The following is a 24109-nucleotide window of genomic DNA, read 5'->3' as shown; positions in this document are numbered from 1 at the left end:
TTAGCCCTGATGGGGCATCAGAGACGGATCGCCAGCAAAAGTCGGCTTTGTGCTGGATAATGCCGCTTCATCAGCGCTGATGCTTCCGGAGTTCGCTGCCCATACCCCTTCATTCGTCTTCGTCACCTGCTGATGCTGGGCATTCAGATCCTGCCCCATCGCCGCGATATGGGTCGTTTCCGTGCCACCGCTGTTGTCCGCCCAGGGGATGGTGGCGTCAGCCGCGCAGGCCACACCGGATAGGCACGTTGCAGCGACCAGCGCTGCGGTTAAAAAGCGTTTCATCTCACACCTCAACTATATCGTTAACTGCCTATAAGTTTATGGCGTGATTATTTTCAAAGTATGTATGAGGTGTAGCGGTTTATGAACGGAGACATAGTTCTAAACATCAGGCATAAAAAAAGCGGCTCCGGGAGCCGCTTATGCTTTTAGCCTGAAAGAAAAAGTTACTTTTTCTTCGCTTTGGCGTTTGGCAGATCGGTGATGCTGCCTTCGAAGACTTCTGCCGCCAGGCCAACAGACTCGTGCAGAGTCGGGTGAGCATGGATGGTCAGCGCGATGTCTTCAGCGTCGCAGCCCATTTCGATAGCCAGGCCGATCTCACCCAGCAGCTCGCCGCCGTTGGTGCCGACAATCGCGCCGCCGATAACACGGTGGGTCTCTTTGTCGAAGATCAGTTTGGTCATACCGTCTGCGCAGTCGGAAGCGATAGCACGGCCGGAAGCAGCCCACGGGAAGGTGGCGGTTTCGTAGCTGATGCCTTTCTCTTTCGCTTCTTTCTCAGTCAGACCAACCCATGCCACTTCTGGCTCAGTGTAGGCGATGGACGGGATCACTTTCGGATCGAAGTAGTGTTTCAGGCCGGAGATAACTTCTGCGGCAACGTGACCTTCGTGTACGCCTTTGTGCGCCAGCATCGGCTGACCGACGATATCGCCGATAGCAAAGATGTGCGGCACGTTGGTGCGCATTTGTTTGTCAACGCGGATGAAGCCACGATCGTCCACTTCCACGCCCGCTTTACCTGCGTCGAGGTTTTTGCCGTTCGGTACGCGACCGATAGCGACCAGCACGGCGTCGTAACGCTGCGCTTCAGCCGGCGCTTTTTTGCCTTCCATGGAAACGTAAATACCGTCTTCTTTCGCTTCAACGGCAGTCACTTTGGTTTCCAGCATCAGGTTGAATTTCTTGCTGATGCGTTTAGTGAAGACTTTCACCACGTCTTTATCGGCCGCCGGGATAACCTGGTCGAACATTTCAACCACGTCAATCTCTGAACCCAGCGCATGGTATACGGTACCCATTTCCAGACCGATGATACCGCCACCCATGACCAGCATGCGTTTCGGTACAGATTTCAGCTCCAGGGCGTCGGTGGAGTCCCATACGCGCGGATCTTCATGCGGGATAAACGGCAGCTGAATCGGACGGGAGCCCGCCGCGATGATGGCGTTGTCGAAGTTGATCACGGTTTTACCGTTTTCGCCTTCCACTTCCAGGGTGTTGGCGCCGGTAAATTTACCCAGACCGTTAACCACTTTCACTTTACGGCCTTTAGCCATGCCAGCCAGGCCGCCGGTCAGCTGAGTGATAACTTTTTCTTTCCAGGTGCGGATCTTGTCAATGTCGGTTTTCGGTTCGCCGAAAACGATGCCGTGTTCGGCCAGCGCTTTCGCTTCTTCGATAACTTTTGCCACGTGCAGCAGCGCTTTAGACGGGATACAACCCACGTTCAGGCAAACGCCACCGAGGGTGCTGTAACGTTCTACGATGACGGTTTCCAGACCTAAATCAGCGCAACGGAAGGCTGCAGAGTAACCTGCGGGGCCTGCCCCAAGTACCACGACCTGAGTTTTGATTTCAGTACTCATCATGACCTCTGTAATTTATATCCGGCGGGTCTGACGCTATTATTCTTACGCCCAAGTCCACCGGGACGTTCTATCCGCGTGTATTTTACAAAATTGTTAACAATTTTTAAACAACAAACGGCAAACGATTTTGTCCTTTGTTGCTGATAATCCCCAACAGCCTGAGGTTATCAGAAAAAAGCCGGCCGTCAGGCCGGCTTTTTCGATTACATCACCAGGCGGCGAATGTCGCTCAAGGTGTTGTTAATGATGGTAATGAAGCGGGCACCATCAGCACCGTCGATGACGCGGTGGTCGAAGGACAGAGAGATCGGCATCATCAGACGCGGAACGAACTCTTTACCATTCCATACCGGCTCCATCGCGGACTTAGACACGCCCAGGATGGCCACTTCCGGCGCGTTAACAATCGGCGCGAAGTGGGTAGTGCCCAGGCCGCCGATGCTGGAGATGGTGAAGCAACCGCCCTGCATTTCGCCAGCCGTCAGTTTGCCATCACGCGCTTTCTTCGAGATGGTGGTCAGTTCACGAGACAGCTCGGTGATGCTCTTCTTATTCACGTCTTTGAAGACCGGAACCACCAGACCGTTCGGGGTATCAACCGCCACACCGATGTTGATGTATTTCTTCAGCGTCAGGCGCTGACCATCTTCGGACAGCGAGCTGTTGAAGCGCGGCATCTGCTCAAGCGCAGCGGCAACGGCTTTCATGATGAAGACCACTGGGGTGAATTTCACGTCCAGTTTACGCTTCTCAGCTTCGGCGTTCTGCTGCTTACGGAACGCTTCCAGATCGGTGATATCGGTTTTGTCGAAGTGGGTAACGTGCGGGATCATCACCCAGTTACGGCTCAGGTTAGCCCCAGAGATTTTCTGGATACGACCCAGTTCCACTTCTTCGATTTCACCAAACTTGCTGAAGTCAACCTTCGGCCATGGCAGCATGCCCGGGATACCGCCGCCAGCGGCAGCCGCCGGTGCGGATTCAGCGCGTTTAACCGCGTCTTTCACATAAGCCTGAACGTCTTCGCGCAGGATACGACCTTTACGGCCGGTGCCTTTCACTTTTGCCAGGTTAACGCCGAACTCGCGCGCCAGGCGGCGAATCAGCGGCGTCGCGTGAACGTAAGCATCGTTTTCAGCGAATTCAGTTTTGCCTTCTGCTTTCGCAGCCGGTGCAGCGGCAGGCTTAGCGGCCTGAGCCGGTGCAGCAGCCGGTGCCGGAGCAGCAGCCTGAGCCGGCGCGGCGGCAGGCGCAGCGCCTTCCACTTCGAAGACCATGATCAGGGAACCGGTTTTGACTTTATCGCCGGTGCTGATTTTGATCTCTTTGACGGTACCTGCGAATGGCGCCGGCACTTCCATAGACGCTTTGTCGCCTTCGACGGTGATCAGGGACTGCTCAGCAGCCACTTTATCGCCGACTTTGACCATCACTTCGGTGACTTCAACTTCGTCGCCGCCGATGTCCGGTACGTTAACGTCTTTCGCACCGCCAGCCGCAGCTGGAGCAGCCGCCGCCGGAGCAGCAGCCTGAGCAGGTGCGGCGGCAGGCGCAGCGCCCGCCACTTCGAAGATCATGATCAGGGAGCCGGTGGACACTTTGTCACCGGTGTTGATTTTGATCTCTTTCACGGTACCCGCGAACGGCGCCGGCACTTCCATAGAGGCTTTATCGCCTTCTACGGTGATCAGGGATTGCTCAGCGGCGATGGTGTCGCCCACTTTAACCATGATCTCGGTAACTTCAACTTCATCGCCGCCGATATCCGGGACGTGAACTTCTTTCGCTGCCGCGGCAGCTGCTGGCGCAGCCGGAGCGGCTTCTTTCTTCTCTTCCTGCGCAGGTGCAGCGGCTGCTGCACCCTCGGCGGAATCGAAAATCATAATCAGTTTGCCAGTCTCGGTTTTGTCGCCGACGGAGACTTTAATCTCTTTCACGACGCCAGCCTGCGGAGACGGGACTTCCATAGAGGCTTTATCGCCTTCTACGGTGATCAGCGACTGTTCAGCTTCTACTTTGTCGCCCACTTTGACCAGGATCTCGGTGATTTCAACTTCATCAGCCCCGATGTCCGGTACTTTGATTTCGATAGCCATTATTCTTTTACCTCTTACGCCAGACGCGGGTTAACTTTTTCTGCATCGATGTCGAATTTCGCGATAGCGTCAGCCACCACTTTCTTATCGATTTCACCACGTTTAGCCAGTTCGCCCAGCGCTGCAACGACCACATAGGAAGCATCGACTTCGAAGTGGTGACGCAGGTTTTCACGGCTGTCGGAACGACCGAAGCCATCGGTACCCAGTACGCGGTAATCATCAGCCGGTACATAAGTACGAACCTGCTCAGCGAACAGTTTCATATAGTCAGTGGATGCCACGGCCGGAGCGTCGTTCATTACCTGAGCGATATACGGCACGCGCGGGGTTTCCAGCGGGTGCAGCATGTTCCAGCGTTCGCAATCCTGGCCATCACGCGCCAGTTCGGTGAAGGAGGTGACGCTATACACGTCAGAGCCCACGCCGTAGTCTTTCGCCAGGATCTGCGCTGCTTCACGAACGTGACGCAGGATAGAACCGGAGCCCAGTAGCTGAACTTTACCTTTGCTACCTTCAATGGTTTCGAGTTTGTAGATACCTTTACGGATACCTTCCTCGGCGCCTTCCGGCATGGCCGGCATGTGGTAGTTTTCGTTCAGCGTAGTGATGTAGTAGTAAACGTTCTCTTGTTTCTCACCGTACATACGCTCCAGGCCATCATGCATGATGACCGCCACTTCGTATGCATAGGACGGATCGTAAGAGATACAGTTCGGGATAGTCAGCGACTGAATATGGCTGTGGCCATCTTCGTGCTGCAGACCTTCGCCGTTCAGCGTTGTACGACCGGAAGTACCACCGATCAGGAAGCCACGAGCCTGCTGGTCGCCTGCCTGCCAGCACAGGTCGCCGATACGCTGGAACCCGAACATCGAGTAGTAGATGTAGAACGGGATCATCGGCAGGTTGTTGGTGCTGTAAGAAGTCGCCGCAGCCAGCCAGGATGCGCCTGCGCCCAGCTCGTTGATCCCTTCCTGCAGGATCTGGCCTTTCTCGTCTTCTTTGTAGTAAGCAACCTGCTCACGGTCCTGCGGGGTGTACTGCTGGCCGTTCGGGCTGTAAATACCGATCTGACGAAACAGACCTTCCATACCGAAAGTACGCGCTTCGTCGGCGATAATCGGCACGAGGCGGTCTTTGATGGATTTGTTCTTCAGCATCACGTTCAGGGCACGAACGAATGCGATAGTGGTAGAGATCTCTTTATTCTGCTCTTCCAGCAGCGGAGCAAAATCTTCCAGCGTCGGCAGCTCCAGCTTCTCAGAGAAGTTCGGCTGACGGCTCGGCAGATAGCCGTGCAGTTTCTGGCGCTGAGCGTGCAGATAGGTGTGCTCTTCGGAACCTTCCGGGAAGGTGACGTACGGCAGTTTTTCGAGATCGGCATCGGCAACCGGCACGTTGAAACGATCGCGGACGTAACGAACGCCGTCCATGTTCATTTTCTTAACCTGGTGGGCGATGTTCTTACCTTCAGCGGTGTCACCCATGCCGTAACCTTTAATGGTATGGGCGAGGATTACGGTCGCTTTGCCTTTGGTTTCCTGCGCTTTTTTCAGTGCAGCGTAAACTTTCTTCGGATCGTGGCCGCCGCGGTTCAGGGCCCAAATCTGCTCGTCAGTCCAGTCGGCAACCAGCGCCGCGGTCTCCGGATATTTACCGAAGAAGTGCTCGCGCACATATGCACCGTCTTTGGATTTGAAGGTCTGGTAATCGCCGTCAACGGTTTCTTCCATCAGCTGGATCAGCTTACCGCTGGTGTCTTTACGCAGCAGCTCATCCCAACGACCGCCCCAGATAACCTTGATAACGTTCCAGCCAGCGCCCGCGAAGATGCCTTCCAGTTCGTTGATGATTTTGCCGTTACCCGTTACCGGGCCATCAAGACGCTGCAGGTTACAGTTGATAACGAAGACCAGGTTGTCCAGCTTTTCGCGGGTGGCGATGGTGATCGCACCTTTAGATTCCGGCTCGTCCATCTCACCGTCGCCCAGGAAAGCATAAACGGTTTGTTTGGAGGTGTCTTTCAGACCACGGTGTTCCAGATATTTCAGGAATTTAGCCTGATAAATTGCCCCGATTGGGCCCAGACCCATAGAAACGGTCGGGAACTGCCAGAATTCCGGCATCAGTTTCGGGTGCGGATAAGAGGACAGACCTTTACCGTGAACTTCCTGACGGAAATTGTTCATCTGCTCTTCAGTCAGACGACCTTCCAGGAAAGCACGCGCATACACGCCCGGAGAGATGTGGCCCTGGAAGTACACCAGATCGCCGCCATCCTGCTCGTTGCGTGCGCGGAAGAAGTGGTTGAAGCACACTTCGTAGAAGGTTGCGGAAGACTGGAAGGAAGCCATGTGGCCGCCCAGTTCGAGATCTTTTTTCGATGCGCGCAGAACGGTCATGATCGCGTTCCAGCGGATCGCAGAACGGATACGACGTTCCAGATCCAGATTACCCGGGTATTCCGGTTCATCTTCAACGGCAATAGTGTTGACGTAACCGCCGGTCGATGCGCCAGCAGCCACTTTCACCCCGCCTTTGCGGGCTTCAGAAAGGAGTTGGTCAATAAGATACTGAGCACGCTCAACACCTTCTTCACGGATGACCGATTCGATCGCCTGTAGCCAGTCGCGAGTTTCGATCGGATCCACGTCATTTGGTAAACGTTCTGACATGGGGGGTATTCCTTATCTATCTAATCGTTGATTAATCTGGAACCTGTCCCATTGAACTCTTCGTTCTTCACCTTTGAACAACCAAAAATTCAATAAGACAGGTTCTGCGTTTAGTTGCCGCGCTCTAAAAATGGCGCTTAAGAACCGGAGTTCTCGTCCTTTCGTTGCTGTAAACGACGCAGTGAGCGCTCTCTACGACTCTGCTCACGGCTACGGTCCAGCAAAATTTCCTCAATGAACGCCAGGTGACGGTGCGACGCCTCACGCGCCTGCTCCGGCTCCCCGGCCATTATCGCCTCGAAAATGCGAGTACGATGGTTGCTGACCAACGGGAGCATTTCCCGGCGGGCATACAGCAATTCAAAGTTCTGACGAACGTTTTGTGCCAGCATCGGCTCCATACACCTTAGCAGATGGAGCAAAACCACATTGTGTGCCGCCTCGGTGACGGCGATTTGATACTGGACGACGGCGCCGGACTCAGCGTCCAGATCGCCCGACTGCTGCGCCCGTTCAATGGCCTGATGCAGCTCGCGGATACGATCGCGATCTTCATCATTGCTGCGCAGCGCCGCGTAATAAGCCGCGATGCCTTCCAGCGCGTGACGGGTCTCAAGCAGATCGAATTGGGATTCAGGGTGATCGGACAGCAGCTCGACCAGCGGATCGCTGAAGCTCTGCCACAGGCGGCTCTGAACAAACGTTCCACCTCCCTGACGACGAAGCAACAAGCCCTTGGCTTCGAGGCGTTGAATCGCCTCACGCAGCGAGGGGCGGGAAACGTCGAACTGCTTAGCCAGTTCGCGTTCGGGCGGAAGTTTTTCACCGGGGCGCAAGGTCCCCTCAAGGATCAGAAACTCCAGCTGCTGCTCTATCACATCGGATAATTTTGGTTGGCGGATTTTGCTGTAGGCCATATTCCCTGTCTCTGCCATTAGCCCGGAGTCAATTGGTCTTACCAATTTAAAGTTCGTAGCGCTAAAGTAACAAAGTATTCACCTTCTGTCCATACAGGTTTTGATTGAAATCAGTAAACCGCGGACATTTTAACAACCTTACAGAAATAACATTTCAGAAATGTAACCTTGCACAAATGTTACGTTTACTCACAAAGGGGTAGCGTTAACTTTATGGAAACGAAAAATTACGCTATCTGAACCGATTCAACTGCGCCATAGATGAATAAAAAATCAAATTAACAGAATAAATAACCACTCATGGGTAATGCGATGGAATAATACTGAATGTGTCTATTGATGTCTTTTTAGACACATCGTCATCATCCCTTCATAAAGCAGGTGCATTCGGTCGCGCTTAACACTATTCTCCCTCAGACGAAAGGCCTTTTTTTGAATTACCACACCGCCTTCCGTAAACAAAACAATACAGAAACGGAAGTCGCTAAATACACAAACACAACAATATGTGCGCGCCATCACTCAGGTAAAAAGTGAGCCACTTCGCCCAAATTTTCGCTGGCTATGCTTTCTGGCAGGGACAGCAGAGCAGCAGCAACCTGACGGATGACGTACACAAAAAATAACCACACACGAGGTTTCATATGGAAGGTCAACAGCACGGCGATCGGCTGAAGCGCGGCCTGAAAAACCGCCACATTCAGCTTATCGCGCTGGGCGGGGCTATCGGCACCGGCCTGTTTCTGGGAAGCGCGTCCGTCATTCAGTCCGCCGGCCCGGGTATCATTCTTGGTTACGCTATCGCCGGCTTTATCGCCTTTCTGATCATGCGTCAGTTGGGTGAGATGGTGGTGGAAGAGCCGGTAGCAGGTTCGTTTAGCCACTTCGCATATAAATACTGGGGCGGCTTTGCCGGCTTCGCTTCCGGCTGGAACTACTGGGTGCTGTATGTCCTGGTGGCCATGGCGGAACTCACCGCCGTCGGCAAATATATCCAGTTCTGGTGGCCGGAAATCCCGACCTGGGCCTCTGCGGCGGTCTTCTTCATCGCTATCAACGCCATTAACCTGACCAACGTGAAAGTGTTCGGGGAAATGGAGTTCTGGTTCGCGATTATCAAAGTGGTCGCCGTGGTGGCGATGATTCTGTTCGGCGGCTGGCTGCTGTTCAGCGGCAACGGCGGCCCGCAGGCGACGGTACGTAACCTGTGGGATCAGGGTGGCTTCCTGCCGCACGGCTTTACCGGACTGGTAATGATGATGGCGATCATCATGTTCTCCTTCGGCGGTCTGGAGCTGGTGGGGATCACCGCGGCGGAAGCGGATAATCCGGAGCAAAGCATTCCGAAAGCCACCAACCAGGTTATCTACCGTATCCTGATCTTCTATGTTGGCTCGCTGGCGGTGCTGCTCTCCCTGCTGCCGTGGACCCGCGTGACCGCGGACACCAGCCCATTCGTCCTGATTTTCCATGAGCTTGGCGATACGCTGGTGGCAAATGCCCTTAACGTCGTGGTGCTGACGGCGGCTCTGTCGGTTTATAACAGCTGCGTCTACTGCAACAGCCGTATGCTGTTCGGCCTTGCCCAGCAGGGTAACGCGCCGAAAGCGCTGCTCAGCGTCGACAAACGCGGCGTGCCGGTGAATACCATCCTCGTCTCGGCCCTGGTGACCGCGCTGTGCGTACTGATAAACTACCTGGCGCCGGAATCCGCCTTCGGCCTGTTGATGGCGCTGGTGGTCTCGGCCCTGGTTATCAACTGGGCGATGATCAGCCTGGCGCATATGAAATTCCGTCGCGCCAAACAGCAGCAGGGGGTCACCACTCGCTTCCCTGCCCTCTTCTACCCGCTGGGTAACTGGGTGTGCCTGCTGTTTATGGCGGCAGTGCTGGTGATTATGCTGATGACCCCGGGGATGGCGATTTCCGTTTGGCTGATCCCGGTATGGATTGCGGTGCTGGGCGTGGGCTATCTGTTTAAACAGAAAGCCGCCGCCACCATAAAAGCACAATAATACATCTCATAAATATTTCTCTTTGCTCTGCGCCCCTCCCTGAATAACGGGCGCAGAGCATTGTTATCTGCTTCACACTTTCCCCTCCATAGCTGATATATCCATATCGTTAACGAGTTCCTGCAACGTATTTCCCTCGATAGCAGCCAATAATTCTCTCCATACTGCAACGGAGAGACCGCACATGGCAGACAATAGACTATCAATAAAGGAAAAGATTGGTTACGGGATGGGTGATGCCGGATGCAATATCATATTTGGCGCCATCATGCTGTTTGTTAACTATTTTTATACCGATATCTTCGGCCTGGCGCCGGCGCTGGTCGGCGTACTGCTGTTGTCGGTGCGCGTCATCGATGCGGTGACCGATCCGATTATGGGCGCCCTTGCCGACCGTACCCGCAGTAAATATGGCCGCTTTCGTCCATGGCTACTGTGGATTGCCTTCCCCTACGCCCTGTTCAGCGTGCTGATGTTCACTACTCCTGAGTGGACCTATAACAGCAAAGTTATCTATGCGTTCGTGACCTACTTTCTGCTGTCGGTGACCTATACCGCGATTAACATCCCCTACTGCTCGCTGGGAACGGTGATGACCGCTGATCCGAAAGAACGCGTTGCCTGCCAGTCCTATCGTTTTGTGATGGTGGGTATCGCCACGCTGCTGCTGTCATTGACGCTGCTGCCAATGGCCGACTGGTTCGGCGGCGCCGATAAAGCGAAGGGCTACCAGATGGCGATGACCGTGCTGGCCTTTATCGGCATGTGTATGTTCCTGTTCTGCTTCGCTACCGTGCGTGAACGCATACACCCGGCGGTGCAGACGAATGATGAACTGAAAAAAGACCTCAAAGACGTGTGGAAAAATGACCAGTGGGTGCGCATCCTGCTGCTCACGCTGTGCAACGTCTGCCCGGGCTTTATTCGCATGGCCGCCACCATGTATTACGTCACCTGGGTGATGGGACAAAGCACCCATTTTGCCACCCTGTTTATCAGCCTCGGCGTGGTCGGGATGATGATTGGCAGCATGCTGGCGAAAGTCCTCACCGACCGCTGGTGCAAACTGCAGGTTTTCTTCTGGACCAACATCGTGCTGGCGATTTTCTCCTGCGCCTTCTACTTCTTTAATCCGCACGCCACCACGCTGATTATGGTGCTCTACTTCCTGCTCAACATCCTGCATCAGATCCCCTCTCCGCTGCACTGGTCGCTGATGTCCGACGTTGACGACTATGGCGAGTGGAAAACCGGTAAGCGCATCACCGGCATTAGCTTCTCCGGCAATCTGTTCTTCCTCAAGGTCGGCCTGGCGGTCGCCGGAGCAATGGTCGGTTTCCTGCTGTCATGGTACGGCTACGACGCCGGCGCGAAAGCGCAAAGCGCCTCCGCCCTCAACGGCATCGTGCTCCTATTCTCGGTCATCCCCGGCGTCGGCTATCTGATCACCGCCGGCGTGGTGCGCCTGCTGAAGGTTGACCGCACCCTGATGCGCCAGATTCAAAGCGATTTAGAGAAGCGCCGCAGCAACTACAGCGAGCTGAACGAATACCAGGAATTGAAAACCAGTGAACACGTAAGGAAAGCCTGATGAACAACTGGCCAAACCCCTTTATTGAACAGCGCGCAGACCCCTTTATTCTGCGCCACCTTAATCACTACTACTTTATTGCCTCGGTACCGGAATATGACCGGCTGGAGATCCGGCGCGCGGCCACCCTTGAAGGATTGCGCGATGCTGAGCCGGTAGTGGTCTGGCGCGCGCCGCAAAGCGGGCCGATGAGCCAGCTGATTTGGGCGCCGGAGCTGCATGAAATAGACGGTAAGTGGTATATCTATTTTGCCGCCACCCATACTCACGATCTGGATGCGCTGGGGATGTTCCAGCATCGCATGTTCGTTCTCGAGTGCGCCGACAACGATCCGCTGACCGGTCGCTGGCAGGAAAAAGGCCAGGTGGTCACGCCTTTCGATACCTTCGCCCTCGATGCCACTACTTTTATCCATCAGGGCAAACGCTGGTATCTGTGGGCGCAAAAATCCCCGCATATCGAAGGCAACTCAAACTTATATCTTGCTGAAATGGCCAACCCGTGGACGCTAAAAGGCGAGCCGGTCATGCTGAGCAAGCCGGAGTTCGACTGGGAGTGCCGGGGATTTAAGGTCAACGAAGGTCCTGCGGTGCTGGTGCATGGCGATAAGCTGTTCATCAGCTATTCCGCCAGCGCCACCGATGAAAACTACTGCATGGGGTTGTTATGGATCGACCGGCAGGCCGATCCGCTGCAGCCGACGAACTGGCATAAAGCCCCGCAGCCGGTCTTTCGTACCAGCTATGAAAACCGCCAGTATGGCCCGGGCCATAATAGTTTTACCCAAACGCCGGCAGGGGAAGATGTGCTGGTGTATCACGCGCGGAATTACACCGAGATAGAAGGCGATCCACTGTATGACCCCAATCGCCATACGCGGTTAAAACTCGTCAGCTGGAGGGAGGACGGGATGCCCGACTTCGGCATCCCGCCGGCGGATACGCTGTAGCGGTTCGGAATGAAGCCCGCTGACGCGGGTTCTGCAGGCCGGGTCAGGCGAAGCCGCCACCCGGCAACAAGAGTCCCGCAGGTGCATGTATCGTGGCAGGCTGAGCGCGGGCTCAGGCCGTTAAACCAGGGTGCCGTAAATCGTCAGCAGCGCCATGATCACCACCACCACCAGCGAGGTTTTCTTGGCCATCGACACCGCGGCCTTCGGGGTCGCCACTTTATCCACGTGCGGTTCACGAGCCAGGGAATACTGCGCCAGGCGGGTCAATACCTGATACTGCGATGAATGGCGGTCGCCTAACGATGCAAACCACGCCGGGAGCGCTTTCTCTCCATGCCCCACCAGAGCATAGACAACCCCCACCAGACGCACCGGCAGCCAGTCCACGATATGCAAGAGACCATCGATTCCAGACTGCAAACGATGATGCGGCGTCTGGTAGCGCGCCAGCCACGTCTGCCAGGCACGCAGGACGCTATAAGCGATAAGCGTCAGCGGCCCCCACGCGCCCCCCACCACAAACCAGAAAAGCGGCGCCAGGTAATATCGATAGTTAATCCACAGCAGCGCATTTTGCAGCTCACTCAGATATTCACGCTCATCGCAGCCCGGCGGTACGCCGTGGATCAGCGTCAGCTCGCTGGCCATGGCATCGCAGGCGCGACTGTCATTGCGCGACGCCGCTTTCAGATAGGCATGATAATGCAGCCGAACCTTGCCTGCCCCGATGCACAACAGGCCCAGCAAGATCCAGAACACCAGCAGAGGTACGTTAAATAGCTGCCCCTGCAGCAGGCGCTGAATGAGATACACCACCGCGACAGCCACCACCGTCATCAGCAGCGTGCCCAGCAGCGAAAAATGTTTTATCCGGCGGAACACCACCTCCAGCCGATGATCAAGCTGCCAGTGTTCGCCCAGCTTAAACAGCCGTTCGGCGATAAGCACCAGCAGCGTCGTAAACAGCGTCATGATGTCTCCTTATCTGACGGCGCACTGAGTAGCGCCCGGAATTTTATCCAGTCAAAGGCCGGTCCTGGATCGGTTTTCCGCACGGGCGCGATATCGCTGTGGCCCGCGATGTTTTCGGCGATAGCCGGGTAAATCGTGATCAGTAGTTCCGTCACCGCCGCCAGCTGCTGGTACTGCGCATCGGTATACGTCAGGGTATCCGTGCCTTCCAGCTCAATGCCAATGGAAAAGTCATTGCAGCGTTCTCGCCCCTGATAGCAGGAGACCCCCGCATGCCACGCACGCTTATCGAAAGGCACATACTGCACGATTTCGCCATCACGGCGAATCAGACAATGTGCCGAAACGCGCAGATGAGCAATCTCGGCAAAGAAAGGATGCGCATGGGGATCCAGGGTGCCAGTGAACAGCGCATCAATCCACGGACCACCAAATTCACCCGGTGGCAGGCTAATGTTATGCACCACCAGTAAGGAAGGGGCTTCTTCATCCGGACGGCAGTCATGGTGCGGCGAGGGAACCCGACGCGCGCCGACCAGCCATCCCTCGTTCAACTGCATGCGGGATCTCCTTTCGCGAACTCATGCTTCCGGGCCACACGCCGGCCCAAAGGATGAAGTGTGTATGGTACTGAAACGTCGTTCAGGTTAGCATGTTTCCCACTTCTGAATCTTATCTATCTGGAGCTTTATCATGTCGCCTCGTCGTTACAACCCCGACCGCCGCCGTGACGTGCTGCTGGAACGTATTAACCTCGATATTACCGATGCTGTCGCACACTCCCTGCGGGAAGATTTGGGCGGCGAAGTCGACGCCAACAACGATATTAGCGCGCAATTATTGCCGCAGGATGCACGCTCCCATGCGGTGGTCATTACCCGCGAAGATGGCGTCTTCTGTGGCAAACGCTGGGTGGAAGAGGTCTTTATTCAGCTCGCCGGTGACGACGTGAATATCACCTGGCACGTGGCCGACGGCGATGCGGTCAAAGCCGACCAGCCGCTGTTCGAGCTGGAAGGCCCGTCGCGTATTCTGCTCACCGGCGAACGCACGGCGCTGAACTTTGTGCAAACTCTCTCCGGCGTCGCCAGCGTCGTCCGTCGCTACGTCGACCTGCTGGCCGGCACCAAAACCCAACTCCTGGATACCCGTAAAACGCTACCAGGGCTGCGTACCGCGCTGAAATACGCGGTACTCTGCGGCGGCGGCGCCAACCACCGCCTGGGCCTGTTCGACGCTTTCCTGATTAAAGAAAACCATATCATCGCCTCCGGCTCGATCCGTCAGGCGGTGGAAAAGGCGTTCTGGCTACATCCTGATGTGCCGGTGGAAGTGGAAGTGGAAACCCTGGATGAGCTGGAGCAGGCGTTAAAAGCCGGGGCGGACATCATTATGCTCGATAACTTCACCACCGACCTGATGCGCGAGGCGGTGAAAATCACCGCAGGCCAGGCGGCTCTGGAGGTCTCCGGTAACGTCACCTTCGACACCATCCGCGAATTTGCCGACACCGGCGTCGACTATATCTCCGTCGGCGCCCTGACCAAACATGTGCAGGCGCTCGACCTGTCGATGCGTTTTCGCTAAGAAATTGGCCTTCACGCTTCCGGGCGTGAGGGCCTGAATTTGCGAGCCGACTCGCAGCCGTTCATGCCCACCATGTAAGCAAAGTAAAAACCCTGGAATCTGGTTTCCCGGATCGTTTTCGCCTTCTCGCCTGACATCCCGAATCCCGTCACAGTGCTCCTGTCACAACAAGGAGCGACTTATGGATAAACAACGTGGTTTCACCCTGATTGAACTGATGGTGGTCATTGGGATCATCGCTATTCTCAGCGCCATTGGCATCCCGGCCTACCAGAACTACCTGCGTAAAGCCGCCCTCACCGACCTGCTGCAGACCTTTGTCCCCTATCGGACGGCCATCGAACTTTGCGCGCTCGATCATGGCGGCCTGACGCCATGCGACGGCGGCAGCAACGGCATTCCCTCGCCGACAACCACACGCTACCTCTCCGCTATGAGCGTGGCCAAAGGGGTCGTCACCCTCACCGGCCAGGAAAGCCTGAACGGACTGGGCGTCACCCTGACGCCGACCTGGGATAACGCCGAGGGCGTCACTGGCTGGCAGCGCGTCTGCACTATCACCGGCAACAGCGCCCTTCAGCAGGCCTGCGAAGACGTCTTCCGGGTGAAGTAAGGGCAAACACATGAAAACAGAACAGCTGATCCCTCTCTGTCGCCGCTATCACGCCATGTTGCTGCATAGCGACGAGCAGACGATATCCATTGCGGTGGTCGATACCCCACCGGCGGAGCTGATGGAGGCGCTGCGCTTCGCGACACAAAAGCGAATCGATATTGAATGCTGGAGCCAGGAACAGATGGACAAGCGTCTGCAGGCCCAGGAAAAGCAGGCGCAACTGGCGCAAAACGCGGGGCCGGAAAATATCGCCGAACGGGTCAACCAGATCCTCGAACAGGCTCTGCGTCAGCGGGCGTCCGATATTCATATCGAACCCACGGAAACGCATTTACGCATCCGCCTGCGGGTCGATGGCGTCCTCCATGCCCTGCCGTTGCTGGCCCCCGAGCTGGCGGCACCGATTATTGCGCGACTCAAGGTCATGGCCAGTCTCGATATCGCCGAGCATCGTTTACCACAGGATGGTCAGTTCGCGCTGAACCTCGGCGGACGACCGCTCTCCTTTCGCATCGCCACTCTACCCTGCCGCTATGGCGAAAAAATTGTCCTGCGTCTTCTGCATCAGGTTGACCAGGCCCTGGATCTGGAGGCCCTCGGACTCTCCTCTTCCCAGCTGGCGGCTTTTCGCCAGGCGCTTAATCAGCCGCAGGGTCTACTGCTGGTCACCGGCCCGACCGGAAGCGGTAAAACGGTGACCCTCTACAGCGCCCTGCAGGCCAGAAACCGGGAGCAAGTGAACATCTGTAGCGTCGAGGATCCGCTGGAGATCCCCATCGCCGGGATGAATCAGACGCAAATTAATCCGCGTTCCGGGCTCACCTTTCACAGCGTACTCCGCGCCCTGTTACGCCAGGATCCGGATATTGTCATGGTAGGCGAGATTCGTGACGCCGAGACCGCTGAAATAGCCCTGAAAGCCGCCCAAACCGGCCATCTGGTGCTTTCCACCCTGCACACCAACTCCACCAGCGAAACCCTCACCCGTCTGCAGCAGATGGGCATCGCCCGCTGGATGATATCTTCAGCGCTCTCGCTGGTTATCGCCCAGCGCCTGGTCCGCAAGCTGTGCCCCCACTGTCGGCGCAATGTCGGTAGCGCCGCCGACCTGCCGCACAGCCTGTGGCCACGCCCGCTGCCGCGCTGGCAGGCGGCTGGCTGCGAACACTGTTATCACGGTTATCACGGCAGGCTGGCGCTGTTTGAGGTCATGCCTGTCACCCCCGGGTTACGCCAGGGAATAGTCCAGGGGCTGAATGCCATTGAGATTGAATCTCTGGCGCGAGCCGCGGGGATGATGACGCTTTTTGAAAGCGGTTGTCAGGCTATCGAACAGGGGCTGACCAGCCTTGAAGAGGTGGTGCGGGTGCTGGGGATCCCCCATGGCGACTAAGCGTCTCTGGCGCTGGCGCGGTATCGATGCGCACGGCGCCCCTTGCCAGGGGATGCTATGGCAAGCCAGTCGTCTGGAGGTGCTGCACGACCTTCAGCAGCAGCGCGTCATGCCGCTGGCCGTGCGCCGCTGTGCAGTGAAGCTGAATCTCTGGCACCCACGCTACAGTAGCGAAACGATCCGTCAGCTCGCCACCCTGCTGCAGGCCGGCCTGCCGCTGGCGGACGGTTTATCTCTACTGGCGCAGCAGCAACCACACCCGCAATGGCAAGCGCTGCTTGAGTCCCTGGGCCGCGAGCTGGCTCAGGGCGTAGCTTTCTCTACCGCGCTGGCGCAGTGGCCGCAAGCCTTTCCGCCACTTTATCTGGCGATGATTAGCACCGGCGAACTGACAGGCAAGCTTGATATCTGCTGCCTGCAGCTGGCCAACCAACAGCAGGAGCAGCAGCGGCTCGCCGGCAAGGTCAAAAAAGCGCTGCGTTACCCGCTGATCGTACTCGCCCTGGCGCTGCTGGTGGTGCTGGGGATGCTCTATTTTGTCCTGCCCGAGTTCACCGCCATCTACCAGACGTTCAGTACGCCGCTGCCGCTGTTGACGCGGATGGTCGTTGCGGCAGGCGACATGCTAAGTCGCGGCTGGCCTCTACTGCTGGCCCTTTTCCTGAGCCCGCTGCTGCTCAACCAGCTGGTCCGGCGGCGTAGCGACTGGTTGCTGCGTCGCCAGCGATTGCTGAACGCGCTCCCTCTCATCGGCCCCCTGATCGGCGGCCAACAGCTGAGTCTGATCTTTACCATCCTGGCGTTAACCCAAAGCGCCGGTATTAGCTTTCTGCAGGGTTTGCAAAGTGTTGAAGCAACTCTGTCGTGCCCACTCTGGCGCCAGCGCCTGGCGCAAGCCCGTACGCTGATAGCCCAGGGGGAACCGATTTGGCAGGCGTTAAGCCGGTGCGGCGGTTTTACTCCGCTGTGCCTGCAGCTCATCCGTACGGGTGAAAGCGCGGGGGCGCTGGATCAAATGCTGGAAAATCTGGCGCACCATCATCGAGAGCAAACGCATCAGCGAGCCGACAGTCTGGCTGCGCATCTCGAACCCATCATGCTGGTGATAACCGGTTCACTGGTCGGCATTCTGGTGGTGGCGATGTATTTGCCCGTTTTTCATCTGGGCGATGCCATTGGCGGGGCGGGAGGGTGAGAAACGCTGGCGCAGCACAGGCGCCAGCGAAGCCACTTACAGGCTATTGAATATCCGGTTCTCTTGTTCCTGAACGCGGATAAAGGTCGTCCGTTTGGTCAGCTCTTTCAGACGCGACGCGCCAACATAGGTGCAGGCTGAACGCAGGCCGCCAAGGATATCGCGAGCAGTATTATCCACCGGGCCACGCAGCGGTAGCTTAACGGTTTTACCTTCCGCCGCGCGGTATTTCGCGACACCGCCAACATGGCGCGTCATCGCCGACTCGGAGCTCATGCCATAGAACAGCATGAATTTTTCCCCGTTCTCTTCAACGATGGTTCCGCCGCTCTCTTCATGGCCCGCCAGCATGCCGCCGAGCATCACGAAATCGGCGCCGCCGCCGAAAGCTTTCGCCACATCACCCGGCATGGTGCATCCGCCGTCGCTGATGATCTGGCCGCCCAGGCCGTGCGCCGCATCAGCGCACTCGATCACGGCGGAGAGCTGCGGATAGCCGACGCCAGTTTTGACGCGGGTAGTGCAGACGGAACCCGGGCCAATCCCGACTTTCACAATATCGGCGCCGGAGAGGATCAGCTCTTCGCACATTTCACCAGTGACCACGTTTCCGGCGATAATGGTTTTCTGCGGCCAGGCTTCACGGGCTTTCGCCACAAACTGCACGAAGTGCTCAGAGTAGCCGTTAGCCACGTCGATGCACACAAATTTCAGTTGCGGATTCTGAGAGAGGATCTGTTGCGTCTTTTCGAAATCCGCATCGGAAGTGCCGGTGGAAACCATCACATGCTTGAGGACATCTGCGGATGCGCCCTGTACAAACGCCTGCCATTCCTCAACGGTGTAGTGCTTGTGTACCGCGGTCAGAATACCAAAAGTGGCCAGCGCTTTCGCCATACTGAAGGTGCCGACGGTATCCATGTTGGCCGCAATAATTGGCACACCGGACCAGGTCTGGCCTGAATGTTTGAAAGTGAATTCACGTTCCAGCTCAACATCAGAACGGCTTTTGAGAGTAGAGCGTTTCGGGCGGATAAGAACGTCTTTGAAACCAAGCTTCAGATCTTCTTCAATACGCATGTGCGAATTCCTGGGGTTAATTGCATTATTGTGAGAGCACAACTCCAGTGACGTTATCATACGCACGAATCAGGCCTGCGCAAGACTGCGATTTTCACTTTTTTTACGCTACAATCGTATAAATTTACCTGGTGAATGGAGAAAAAAGCGCTTATGCCTTTCCTCGCCAGCGTATTATTTTTAACCATTTGATTTGCTTGATTAAAAGAAACAGAATAGCGGGCGGCGATCCCGGTTGGCACGTGACTATCACGACATGATCACTATCACCTCTCCGACGTGCGGCCAGTCATCGCTGTCTGAATGCAAAAAATACGAGCAATCCGTTTCAGGGTCAGAAGATATGGGGTACACAGTCGCGTTAACAGGTGGGATCGGCAGCGGTAAAAGCACGGTCGCCGACGCCTTCGCGCAGCTCGGGGTTAACGTTGTTGATGCCGATGTTATCGCCCGCCAGGTGGTCGAACCTGGCACCCCAGCGCTCCAGGCCATCGCCGGCCACTTTGGGTCGCAGATGATTGCCCCCGACGGCACGCTGAACCGCCGCCTGCTGCGGGAAAAAATTTTTGCTCACGTGGAGGATAAAGCCTGGCTTAACGCGCTGTTGCATCCGCTGATCCAGCAGGAAACGCGCCGCCAGATGCAGGCTGCTACCTCCCCTTATCTCCTCTGGGTCGTACCTTTGCTGGTCGAAAACCGCCTGTCCGGTCAGGCCGATCGCGTACTGGTCGTCGATGTGCCAAAAGAAACGCAGATCGAACGCACCATGCTGCGTGACAAGGTCAGCCGCGAACATGCTGAACATATTCTTGCCGCTCAGGCCACGCGCGAGCAGCGCCTGGCCGCCGCGGACGATGTTATTGAAAACACTGGCACGCCGGATGCAGTGGCATCCGATGTTGCCCGCCTGCACGAAAAGTATTTAATGCTGGCATCGCAGGCCGCCTCACAGGAAAACTCGTAATGCATACCCCCGTTCTGTTTGAACATCCTCTTAATGAGAAAATGCGTACCTGGCTGCGCATCGAATTTCTGATCCAGCAAATGGCTTTCCATCCGATGATTGCCACTCATGCCGATGCGCTCCATTTTTTCCGTAACGCCGGCGATCTGTTGGATGTGCTGGAGCGTGGCGAGGTGCGTACCGACCTGGTTAAAGAACTGGAGCGCCAGCAGCGCAAGCTCCAGTCCTGGGCTGAAGTACCGGGCGTCGATCAGGAGCGCATTAACGAACTACGCCAGCAGCTGAAGCAATCCTCCAGCACCCTGATGGCCGCGCCGCGTATTGGCCAGTTTCTGCGTGAAGATCGCCTGATTGCGCTGGTGCGTCAGCGCCTGAGTATTCCAGGCGGCTGCTGCAGCTTCGATTTACCGACCCTGCATATCTGGCTCCATATGCCACAGGCGCATCGGGATGAGCAGGTGGCCAGCTGGCTCGCCAGCCTCGATCCGCTGATCCAGTCCCTGAACCTGATCCTCGACCTGATCCGTAACTCTGCGCTGTTTCGCAAACAGACTAGCCTCAACGGCTTTTACCAGGATAATGGCGAAGATGCCGATCTGCTACGTCTGCGTCTCGATCTGGCTCACCAGCTGTATCCGCAGATCTCCGGCCATAAGAGCCGTTTCGCTATTCGTTTCCTGCCGCTGGACAGTGAGTATGGGATCGTGCCGGAGCGCTTTGATTTTGAACTGGCCTGCTGCTAAGGAGATAACATGTCTGAAGAGACCATCGTCAACTGCCCGACCTGCGGCAAAAACGTGGTGTGGGGCGAGCAGAGTCCCTTTCGTCCATTCTGCAGCAAGCGCTGTCAGCTGATCGATCTGGGAGAATGGGCCGCAGAAGAGAAACGCATCCCCAGTGCGGGCGATCTCTCCGACAGCGATGACTGGAGCGAGCAGCAGCCCTGATTTACCGGCACGCTAACCCGATAATTATCGGGTTAGCGTTGTAGCTTGACGCTCAGCCCAGGCCGATAAGTTTGTTGATAACCGGTTCATTCGCCGGGGGGAACGCCTCTGGATCCAGTGTCTGACCCGCCATCCACCGTCCCGGTTGCCCTTCTTTACCCCATGGCTCGCCTTGCCAACTTTCCACAAGGAAAAACCACAGCGTTATATGGCGGTCAGGGAACTGATACTCCAGCTTATCGAATAGCGTTGCAGACCTTACCGTAATTCCAACCTCTTCCTGCAGCTCGCGAATTAGCGCCTGCTCCGGCGTCTCATCAGATTCAATCTTCCCGCCCGGGAACTCCAGCTTATTCGCCATATGGGCATCAGCGGCGCGCTGGGTAATAAAGATTTCGCCTTGTGGATTGCGAATTATCCCGACGGCGATTTGCAGTTTTTTCATTGGATCAGCTCCATAAAAAAGGCGCAGAACTCTGCGCCTTTGTTTTTTTATCAGGCCTTAGCTCAGACGGCCGTGGCACTGTTTATATTTTTTACCGGAACCGCACGGACAGGGATCGTTACGCCCCACTTTACGCTCGCCGGTTTGTGCCGCCAGATCCTCGGCAGCGGCCTCATCATCGCTCTGATGGCTGAGCTGCTGCATCTGCGCCAGGCGCTCGGCTTCTTCACGACGCTGTTGCTCCATCGCTTCGACTTCTTCCGGCATACGCACCTGGACTTTGCTCAGGGTGCTAATCACTTCATACTTCAGTGACTCCAGCATCGCAGCAAACATAGAGAACGATTCGCGCTTGTACTCCTGCTTCGGATCTTTCTGCGCATAGCCACGCAGATGGATACCCTGACGCAGATAGTCCATCGCTGCCAGGTGCTCTTTCCACAGGGAGTCCAGGGTCTGCAGCATCACGCCTTTCTCAAAGTGACGCATCATCTCGGCACCGACCACTTCTTCTTTACGCTGGTAAGTTTCTACCGCGCTCTGCAGAATACGTTCACGCAGGGTCTCTTCATGCAGCTCCGGCTCTTTATCCAGCCACTCTTTGATCGGCAGCTCGAGGTCGAAGTCGTTTTTCAGACGCTCCTGCAGGCCTTCAATATCCCACATCTCTTCCAGCGACTGCGGCGGAATATGCGCATCGATAGTCGCTTTAAAGACGTCTTCGCGGATGCTGTTGATGGTTTCGCTGACATCAGACACGTCCAGCAGTTCGTTACGCTGAGTGTAGATCGCGCGGCGCTGGTCGTTGGCCACATCATCATATTCCAGCAGCTGCTTACGAATATCGAAGTTACGGCTTTCCACTTTACGCTGAGCGTTGGCGATAGCCTTAGTTACCCACGGGTGCTCGATGGCTTCACCCGGCTTCATCCCCAGTTTGCGCATCATGCCGGACACACGATCGGAGGCGAAGATACGCATCAGAGCATCTTCCATCGACAGGTAGAAGCGAGACGAACCGGCATCACCCTGACGACCCGCACGGCCACGCAGCTGGTTATCGATACGGCGTGATTCATGACGCTCAGTACCGATAATGTGTAGACCGCCTGCGGCCAGAACCGCATCATGGCGCACCTGCCAGTCCGCTTTGATTTTTTCAATCTGTTCCGGCGTCGGATTTTCCAGCGCGGCGACTTCCGCCTGCCAGCTACCGCCGAGCATAATATCGGTACCACGACCCGCCATGTTGGTGGCAATGGTCACCGCTGCCGGATAACCCGCCTGGGCGACGATATCCGCTTCGCTGGCGTGGAACTTGGCGTTCAGTACGTTGTGCTTGATGCCGGCTTTGGTCAGCTCGCGCGAAACTACTTCGGATTTTTCGATCGAGATAGTCCCCACCAGCACCGGCTGGCCGGCAGCGGTGCGGGTTTTAATATCTTCGATAATCGCCTGAATTTTTTCCGCTTCGGTCATATAGACCAGATCCGCCATGTCCTTACGGATCATCGGACGGTTGGTCGGCACGACAACGGTATCCAGCTTATAGATAGAGCTGAATTCGAAGGCTTCGGTATCCGCTGTACCGGTCATCCCCGCCAGTTTCTCGTACAGGCGGAAGTAGTTCTGGAAGGTGATAGAGGCCAGAGTCTGGTTCTCGTTCTGGATCTCCACGCCTTCTTTGGCTTCTACCGCCTGGTGCAGACCATCGGACCAACGGCGGCCTTGCATCGTACGGCCAGTGTGCTCATCGACGATGATAACTTCGCCATCTTTAACGATGTAGTCAACGTCGCGGGTGAACAACGCATGGGCGCGCAGCGCGGCGGTCACGTGGTGCATCAGCATGATGTTGGTCGGGGAGTACAGCGACTCACCTTCTTCCATAATGCCTTCCTGCACCAGCAGCTCTTCGATGAGCACCAGACCGCGTTCGGTCAGGTTAACCTGGCGGGCTTTCTCATCAACAGAGAAGTGGCCTTCACCGGTAAAGGTATCCGAATCCTCTTTTTCCTGACGGATCAGATGCGGGATGATTTTGTTTACCTTACGGTACATTTCAGAGCTGTCTTCCGCCGGACCGGAAATGATCAGCGGGGTACGCGCTTCGTCGATCAGGATGGAGTCCACCTCATCCACCAGCGCATAGTGCAGTTTACGTTGAACGCGCTCTTCCGGGCTGAAGGCCATGTTGTCGCGCAGATAGTCGAAGCCGTATTCGTTGTTGGTACCGTAAGTGATGTCGGCCGCGTAGGCTTCACGCTTCGCCGGCGCCGGCAGACCGGACATATTGATGCCCACGCTCATACCAAGGAATTCGAACAGCGGACGGTTGTTTTCGGCGTCACGCTGCGCCAGATAGTCGTTGACGGTCACCACGTGGACGCCTTTACCGGTCAGCGCGTTGAGGTACGCCGGCAGGGTCGCGGTCAGCGTTTTACCTTCACCAGTACGCATCTCGGCGATGCAGCGATCGTTAAGCACCATACCGCCCAGCAGTTGGACGTCGAAGTGGCGCATGCCAAACACACGCTTACTGGCTTCGCGAACGACGGCAAAGGCTTCCGGGATCAGGTTTTCCAGCACTTCGCCTTTTTCCAGGCGCGCGCGGAATTCAGCAGTTTTCGCTTTCAGCTCGTCATCAGAGAGTTTTTCCATCGCCGGTTCCATACCGTTGATGATATTGACAACTTTGCGCATACGACGCAGCGTACGGTCATTACGGCTGCCGAAAACCTTAGTTAACATTTTAATAAGCATAATAAAATCTCAAACGCCCC

The 24109-nt window shown here is 56.2% G+C and carries 20 protein-coding genes; 10 read left to right on the top strand and 10 right to left on the bottom strand.

Features of this window, described 5'->3' with window-relative positions; genetic code table 11:
* The 5 genes from A1WC_RS21435 to pdhR form a co-directional block, all read right to left on the bottom strand.
* Positions 1–285 carry a hypothetical protein gene (locus A1WC_RS21435; protein WP_008807410.1) on the bottom strand — a complete coding sequence of 95 codons (285 nt, stop codon included), beginning with the start codon at positions 283–285 and terminating at the stop codon, positions 1–3.
* 164 nt (positions 286–449) lie between these two features.
* Positions 450–1874 (bottom strand): dihydrolipoyl dehydrogenase, encoded by a 1425-nt coding sequence (lpdA, locus tag A1WC_RS21440; RefSeq protein WP_002888731.1) that lies wholly within the window; start codon positions 1872–1874, stop codon positions 450–452.
* Between the two features lie 206 nt (positions 1875–2080).
* Positions 2081–3973: a pyruvate dehydrogenase complex dihydrolipoyllysine-residue acetyltransferase gene (gene aceF, locus A1WC_RS21445; protein WP_012542843.1), complete on the bottom strand. Its 1893-nt coding sequence runs from the start codon at positions 3971–3973 to the stop codon at positions 2081–2083.
* Between the two features lie 14 nt (positions 3974–3987).
* Positions 3988–6651, bottom strand: coding sequence for a pyruvate dehydrogenase (acetyl-transferring), homodimeric type (aceE, locus tag A1WC_RS21450; protein WP_008807412.1), 2664 nt, complete (start codon positions 6649–6651; stop codon positions 3988–3990).
* A 137-nt stretch (positions 6652–6788) separates the two neighbouring features.
* A complete protein-coding gene (pdhR, locus tag A1WC_RS21455; protein WP_002888699.1) occupies positions 6789–7568 on the bottom strand; it encodes a pyruvate dehydrogenase complex transcriptional repressor PdhR in 780 nt (259 codons plus the stop codon).
* 644 nt (positions 7569–8212) lie between these two features.
* On the opposite strand from pdhR, the gene aroP reads away from it, so the two are divergent.
* The 3 genes from aroP (at position 8213) to A1WC_RS21470 (ending at position 12124) form a co-directional block, all read left to right on the top strand.
* Complete coding sequence (gene aroP, locus A1WC_RS21460; RefSeq protein WP_008807413.1) at positions 8213–9583, top strand: aromatic amino acid transporter AroP; 1371 nt, start codon at positions 8213–8215, stop codon at positions 9581–9583.
* A 184-nt stretch (positions 9584–9767) separates the two neighbouring features.
* Positions 9768–11174, top strand: coding sequence for a glycoside-pentoside-hexuronide (GPH):cation symporter (locus tag A1WC_RS21465; protein ID WP_008807414.1), 1407 nt, complete (start codon positions 9768–9770; stop codon positions 11172–11174).
* Positions 11174–12124 (top strand): family 43 glycosylhydrolase, encoded by a 951-nt coding sequence (locus A1WC_RS21470; protein WP_012968931.1) that lies wholly within the window; start codon positions 11174–11176, stop codon positions 12122–12124. The genes A1WC_RS21465 and A1WC_RS21470 overlap by 1 nt, the downstream gene beginning before the upstream one ends.
* 120 nt (positions 12125–12244) lie before the next feature.
* Here the strand turns inward: A1WC_RS21470 and ampE are convergent, their stop codons facing one another.
* Together ampE and ampD are read right to left on the bottom strand one after the other, a co-directional pair.
* Positions 12245–13099 carry a beta-lactamase regulator AmpE gene (gene ampE, locus A1WC_RS21475; protein ID WP_012542846.1) on the bottom strand — a complete coding sequence of 285 codons (855 nt, stop codon included), beginning with the start codon at positions 13097–13099 and terminating at the stop codon, positions 12245–12247.
* Entirely contained in the window at positions 13096–13659 is a 564-nt protein-coding gene (ampD, locus tag A1WC_RS21480) for a 1,6-anhydro-N-acetylmuramyl-L-alanine amidase AmpD (RefSeq protein ID WP_016160299.1), read from the bottom strand. The genes ampE and ampD overlap by 4 nt, the downstream gene beginning before the upstream one ends.
* Positions 13660–13792: 133 nt before the next feature.
* On the opposite strand from ampD, the gene nadC reads away from it, so the two are divergent.
* From nadC to hofC, 4 genes are all read left to right on the top strand, one after another.
* Positions 13793–14686, top strand: a complete 894-nt coding sequence (gene nadC, locus A1WC_RS21485; protein WP_002888684.1) for a carboxylating nicotinate-nucleotide diphosphorylase — start codon at positions 13793–13795, stop codon at positions 14684–14686.
* 181 nt (positions 14687–14867) lie between these two features.
* On the top strand, positions 14868–15299 hold the full coding sequence (gene ppdD / locus A1WC_RS21490) for a prepilin peptidase-dependent pilin (RefSeq protein ID WP_002888683.1): 432 nt from the start codon (positions 14868–14870) through the stop codon (positions 15297–15299).
* A gap of 10 nt (positions 15300–15309) precedes the next feature.
* On the top strand, positions 15310–16695 hold the full coding sequence (gspE, locus tag A1WC_RS21495; RefSeq protein WP_016160298.1) for a type II secretion system protein GspE: 1386 nt from the start codon (positions 15310–15312) through the stop codon (positions 16693–16695).
* A complete protein-coding gene (gene hofC, locus A1WC_RS21500; RefSeq protein WP_016160297.1) occupies positions 16685–17890 on the top strand; it encodes a protein transport protein HofC in 1206 nt (401 codons plus the stop codon). The genes gspE and hofC overlap by 11 nt, the downstream gene beginning before the upstream one ends.
* Positions 17891–17926: 36 nt before the next feature.
* Here hofC and A1WC_RS21505 read toward each other — a convergent pair whose 3' ends face one another.
* Positions 17927–18970 (bottom strand): GMP reductase, encoded by a 1044-nt coding sequence (locus A1WC_RS21505; protein WP_012542849.1) that lies wholly within the window; start codon positions 18968–18970, stop codon positions 17927–17929.
* Positions 18971–19313: 343 nt separating this feature from the next.
* On the opposite strand from A1WC_RS21505, the gene coaE reads away from it, so the two are divergent.
* The 3 genes from coaE to yacG are packed head-to-tail and all read left to right on the top strand — an operon-like array spanning position 19314 to position 20881.
* Positions 19314–19934 (top strand): dephospho-CoA kinase, encoded by a 621-nt coding sequence (gene coaE, locus A1WC_RS21510; RefSeq protein WP_016160296.1) that lies wholly within the window; start codon positions 19314–19316, stop codon positions 19932–19934.
* Positions 19934–20677, top strand: coding sequence for a cell division protein ZapD (gene zapD, locus A1WC_RS21515; RefSeq protein WP_008807424.1), 744 nt, complete (start codon positions 19934–19936; stop codon positions 20675–20677). The genes coaE and zapD overlap by 1 nt, the downstream gene beginning before the upstream one ends.
* A 9-nt stretch (positions 20678–20686) precedes the next feature.
* The gene (gene yacG / locus A1WC_RS21520) at positions 20687–20881 is read left to right on the top strand and encodes a DNA gyrase inhibitor YacG (RefSeq protein WP_008807425.1); all 195 of its coding nucleotides are present in this window, start codon (positions 20687–20689) and stop codon (positions 20879–20881) included.
* Between the two features lie 52 nt (positions 20882–20933).
* On the opposite strand, the gene mutT is transcribed toward yacG, so the two are convergent.
* Entirely contained in the window at positions 20934–21326 is a 393-nt protein-coding gene (gene mutT / locus A1WC_RS21525; protein WP_012968936.1) for an 8-oxo-dGTP diphosphatase MutT, read from the bottom strand.
* 57 nt (positions 21327–21383) lie between these two features.
* On the bottom strand, positions 21384–24089 hold the full coding sequence (gene secA / locus A1WC_RS21530) for a preprotein translocase subunit SecA (RefSeq protein ID WP_008807427.1): 2706 nt from the start codon (positions 24087–24089) through the stop codon (positions 21384–21386).
* Positions 24090–24109 lie beyond the last annotated feature (20 nt).

The sequence above is a fragment of the Klebsiella sp. KTE92 genome (assembly GCF_000398905.1).
GTDB lineage: Bacteria > Pseudomonadota > Gammaproteobacteria > Enterobacterales > Enterobacteriaceae > Klebsiella > Klebsiella variicola.
This window is presented reverse-complemented; position numbering and strand designations above follow the sequence as displayed.

Excerpts from the sequence above, each read along its gene's own strand:
- A1WC_RS21435 (WP_008807410.1), bottom strand. The coding sequence starts at position 285 with ATGAAACGCTTTTTAACCGCAGCGCTGGTCGCTGCAACGTGCCTATCC.
- lpdA (WP_002888731.1), bottom strand. The coding sequence starts at position 1,874 with ATGAGTACTGAAATCAAAACTCAGGTCGTGGTACTTGGGGCAGGCCCC.
- aceF (WP_012542843.1), bottom strand. The coding sequence starts at position 3,973 with ATGGCTATCGAAATCAAAGTACCGGACATCGGGGCTGATGAAGTTGAA.
- aceE (WP_008807412.1), bottom strand. The coding sequence starts at position 6,651 with ATGTCAGAACGTTTACCAAATGACGTGGATCCGATCGAAACTCGCGAC.
- pdhR (WP_002888699.1), bottom strand. The coding sequence starts at position 7,568 with ATGGCCTACAGCAAAATCCGCCAACCAAAATTATCCGATGTGATAGAG.
- aroP (WP_008807413.1), top strand. The coding sequence starts at position 8,213 with ATGGAAGGTCAACAGCACGGCGATCGGCTGAAGCGCGGCCTGAAAAAC.
- A1WC_RS21465 (WP_008807414.1), top strand. The coding sequence starts at position 9,768 with ATGGCAGACAATAGACTATCAATAAAGGAAAAGATTGGTTACGGGATG.
- A1WC_RS21470 (WP_012968931.1), top strand. The coding sequence starts at position 11,174 with ATGAACAACTGGCCAAACCCCTTTATTGAACAGCGCGCAGACCCCTTT.
- ampE (WP_012542846.1), bottom strand. The coding sequence starts at position 13,099 with ATGACGCTGTTTACGACGCTGCTGGTGCTTATCGCCGAACGGCTGTTT.
- ampD (WP_016160299.1), bottom strand. The coding sequence starts at position 13,659 with ATGCAGTTGAACGAGGGATGGCTGGTCGGCGCGCGTCGGGTTCCCTCG.
- nadC (WP_002888684.1), top strand. The coding sequence starts at position 13,793 with ATGTCGCCTCGTCGTTACAACCCCGACCGCCGCCGTGACGTGCTGCTG.
- ppdD (WP_002888683.1), top strand. The coding sequence starts at position 14,868 with ATGGATAAACAACGTGGTTTCACCCTGATTGAACTGATGGTGGTCATT.
- gspE (WP_016160298.1), top strand. The coding sequence starts at position 15,310 with ATGAAAACAGAACAGCTGATCCCTCTCTGTCGCCGCTATCACGCCATG.
- hofC (WP_016160297.1), top strand. The coding sequence starts at position 16,685 with ATGGCGACTAAGCGTCTCTGGCGCTGGCGCGGTATCGATGCGCACGGC.
- A1WC_RS21505 (WP_012542849.1), bottom strand. The coding sequence starts at position 18,970 with ATGCGTATTGAAGAAGATCTGAAGCTTGGTTTCAAAGACGTTCTTATC.
- coaE (WP_016160296.1), top strand. The coding sequence starts at position 19,314 with ATGGGGTACACAGTCGCGTTAACAGGTGGGATCGGCAGCGGTAAAAGC.
- zapD (WP_008807424.1), top strand. The coding sequence starts at position 19,934 with ATGCATACCCCCGTTCTGTTTGAACATCCTCTTAATGAGAAAATGCGT.
- yacG (WP_008807425.1), top strand. The coding sequence starts at position 20,687 with ATGTCTGAAGAGACCATCGTCAACTGCCCGACCTGCGGCAAAAACGTG.
- mutT (WP_012968936.1), bottom strand. The coding sequence starts at position 21,326 with ATGAAAAAACTGCAAATCGCCGTCGGGATAATTCGCAATCCACAAGGC.
- secA (WP_008807427.1), bottom strand. The coding sequence starts at position 24,089 with ATGCTTATTAAAATGTTAACTAAGGTTTTCGGCAGCCGTAATGACCGT.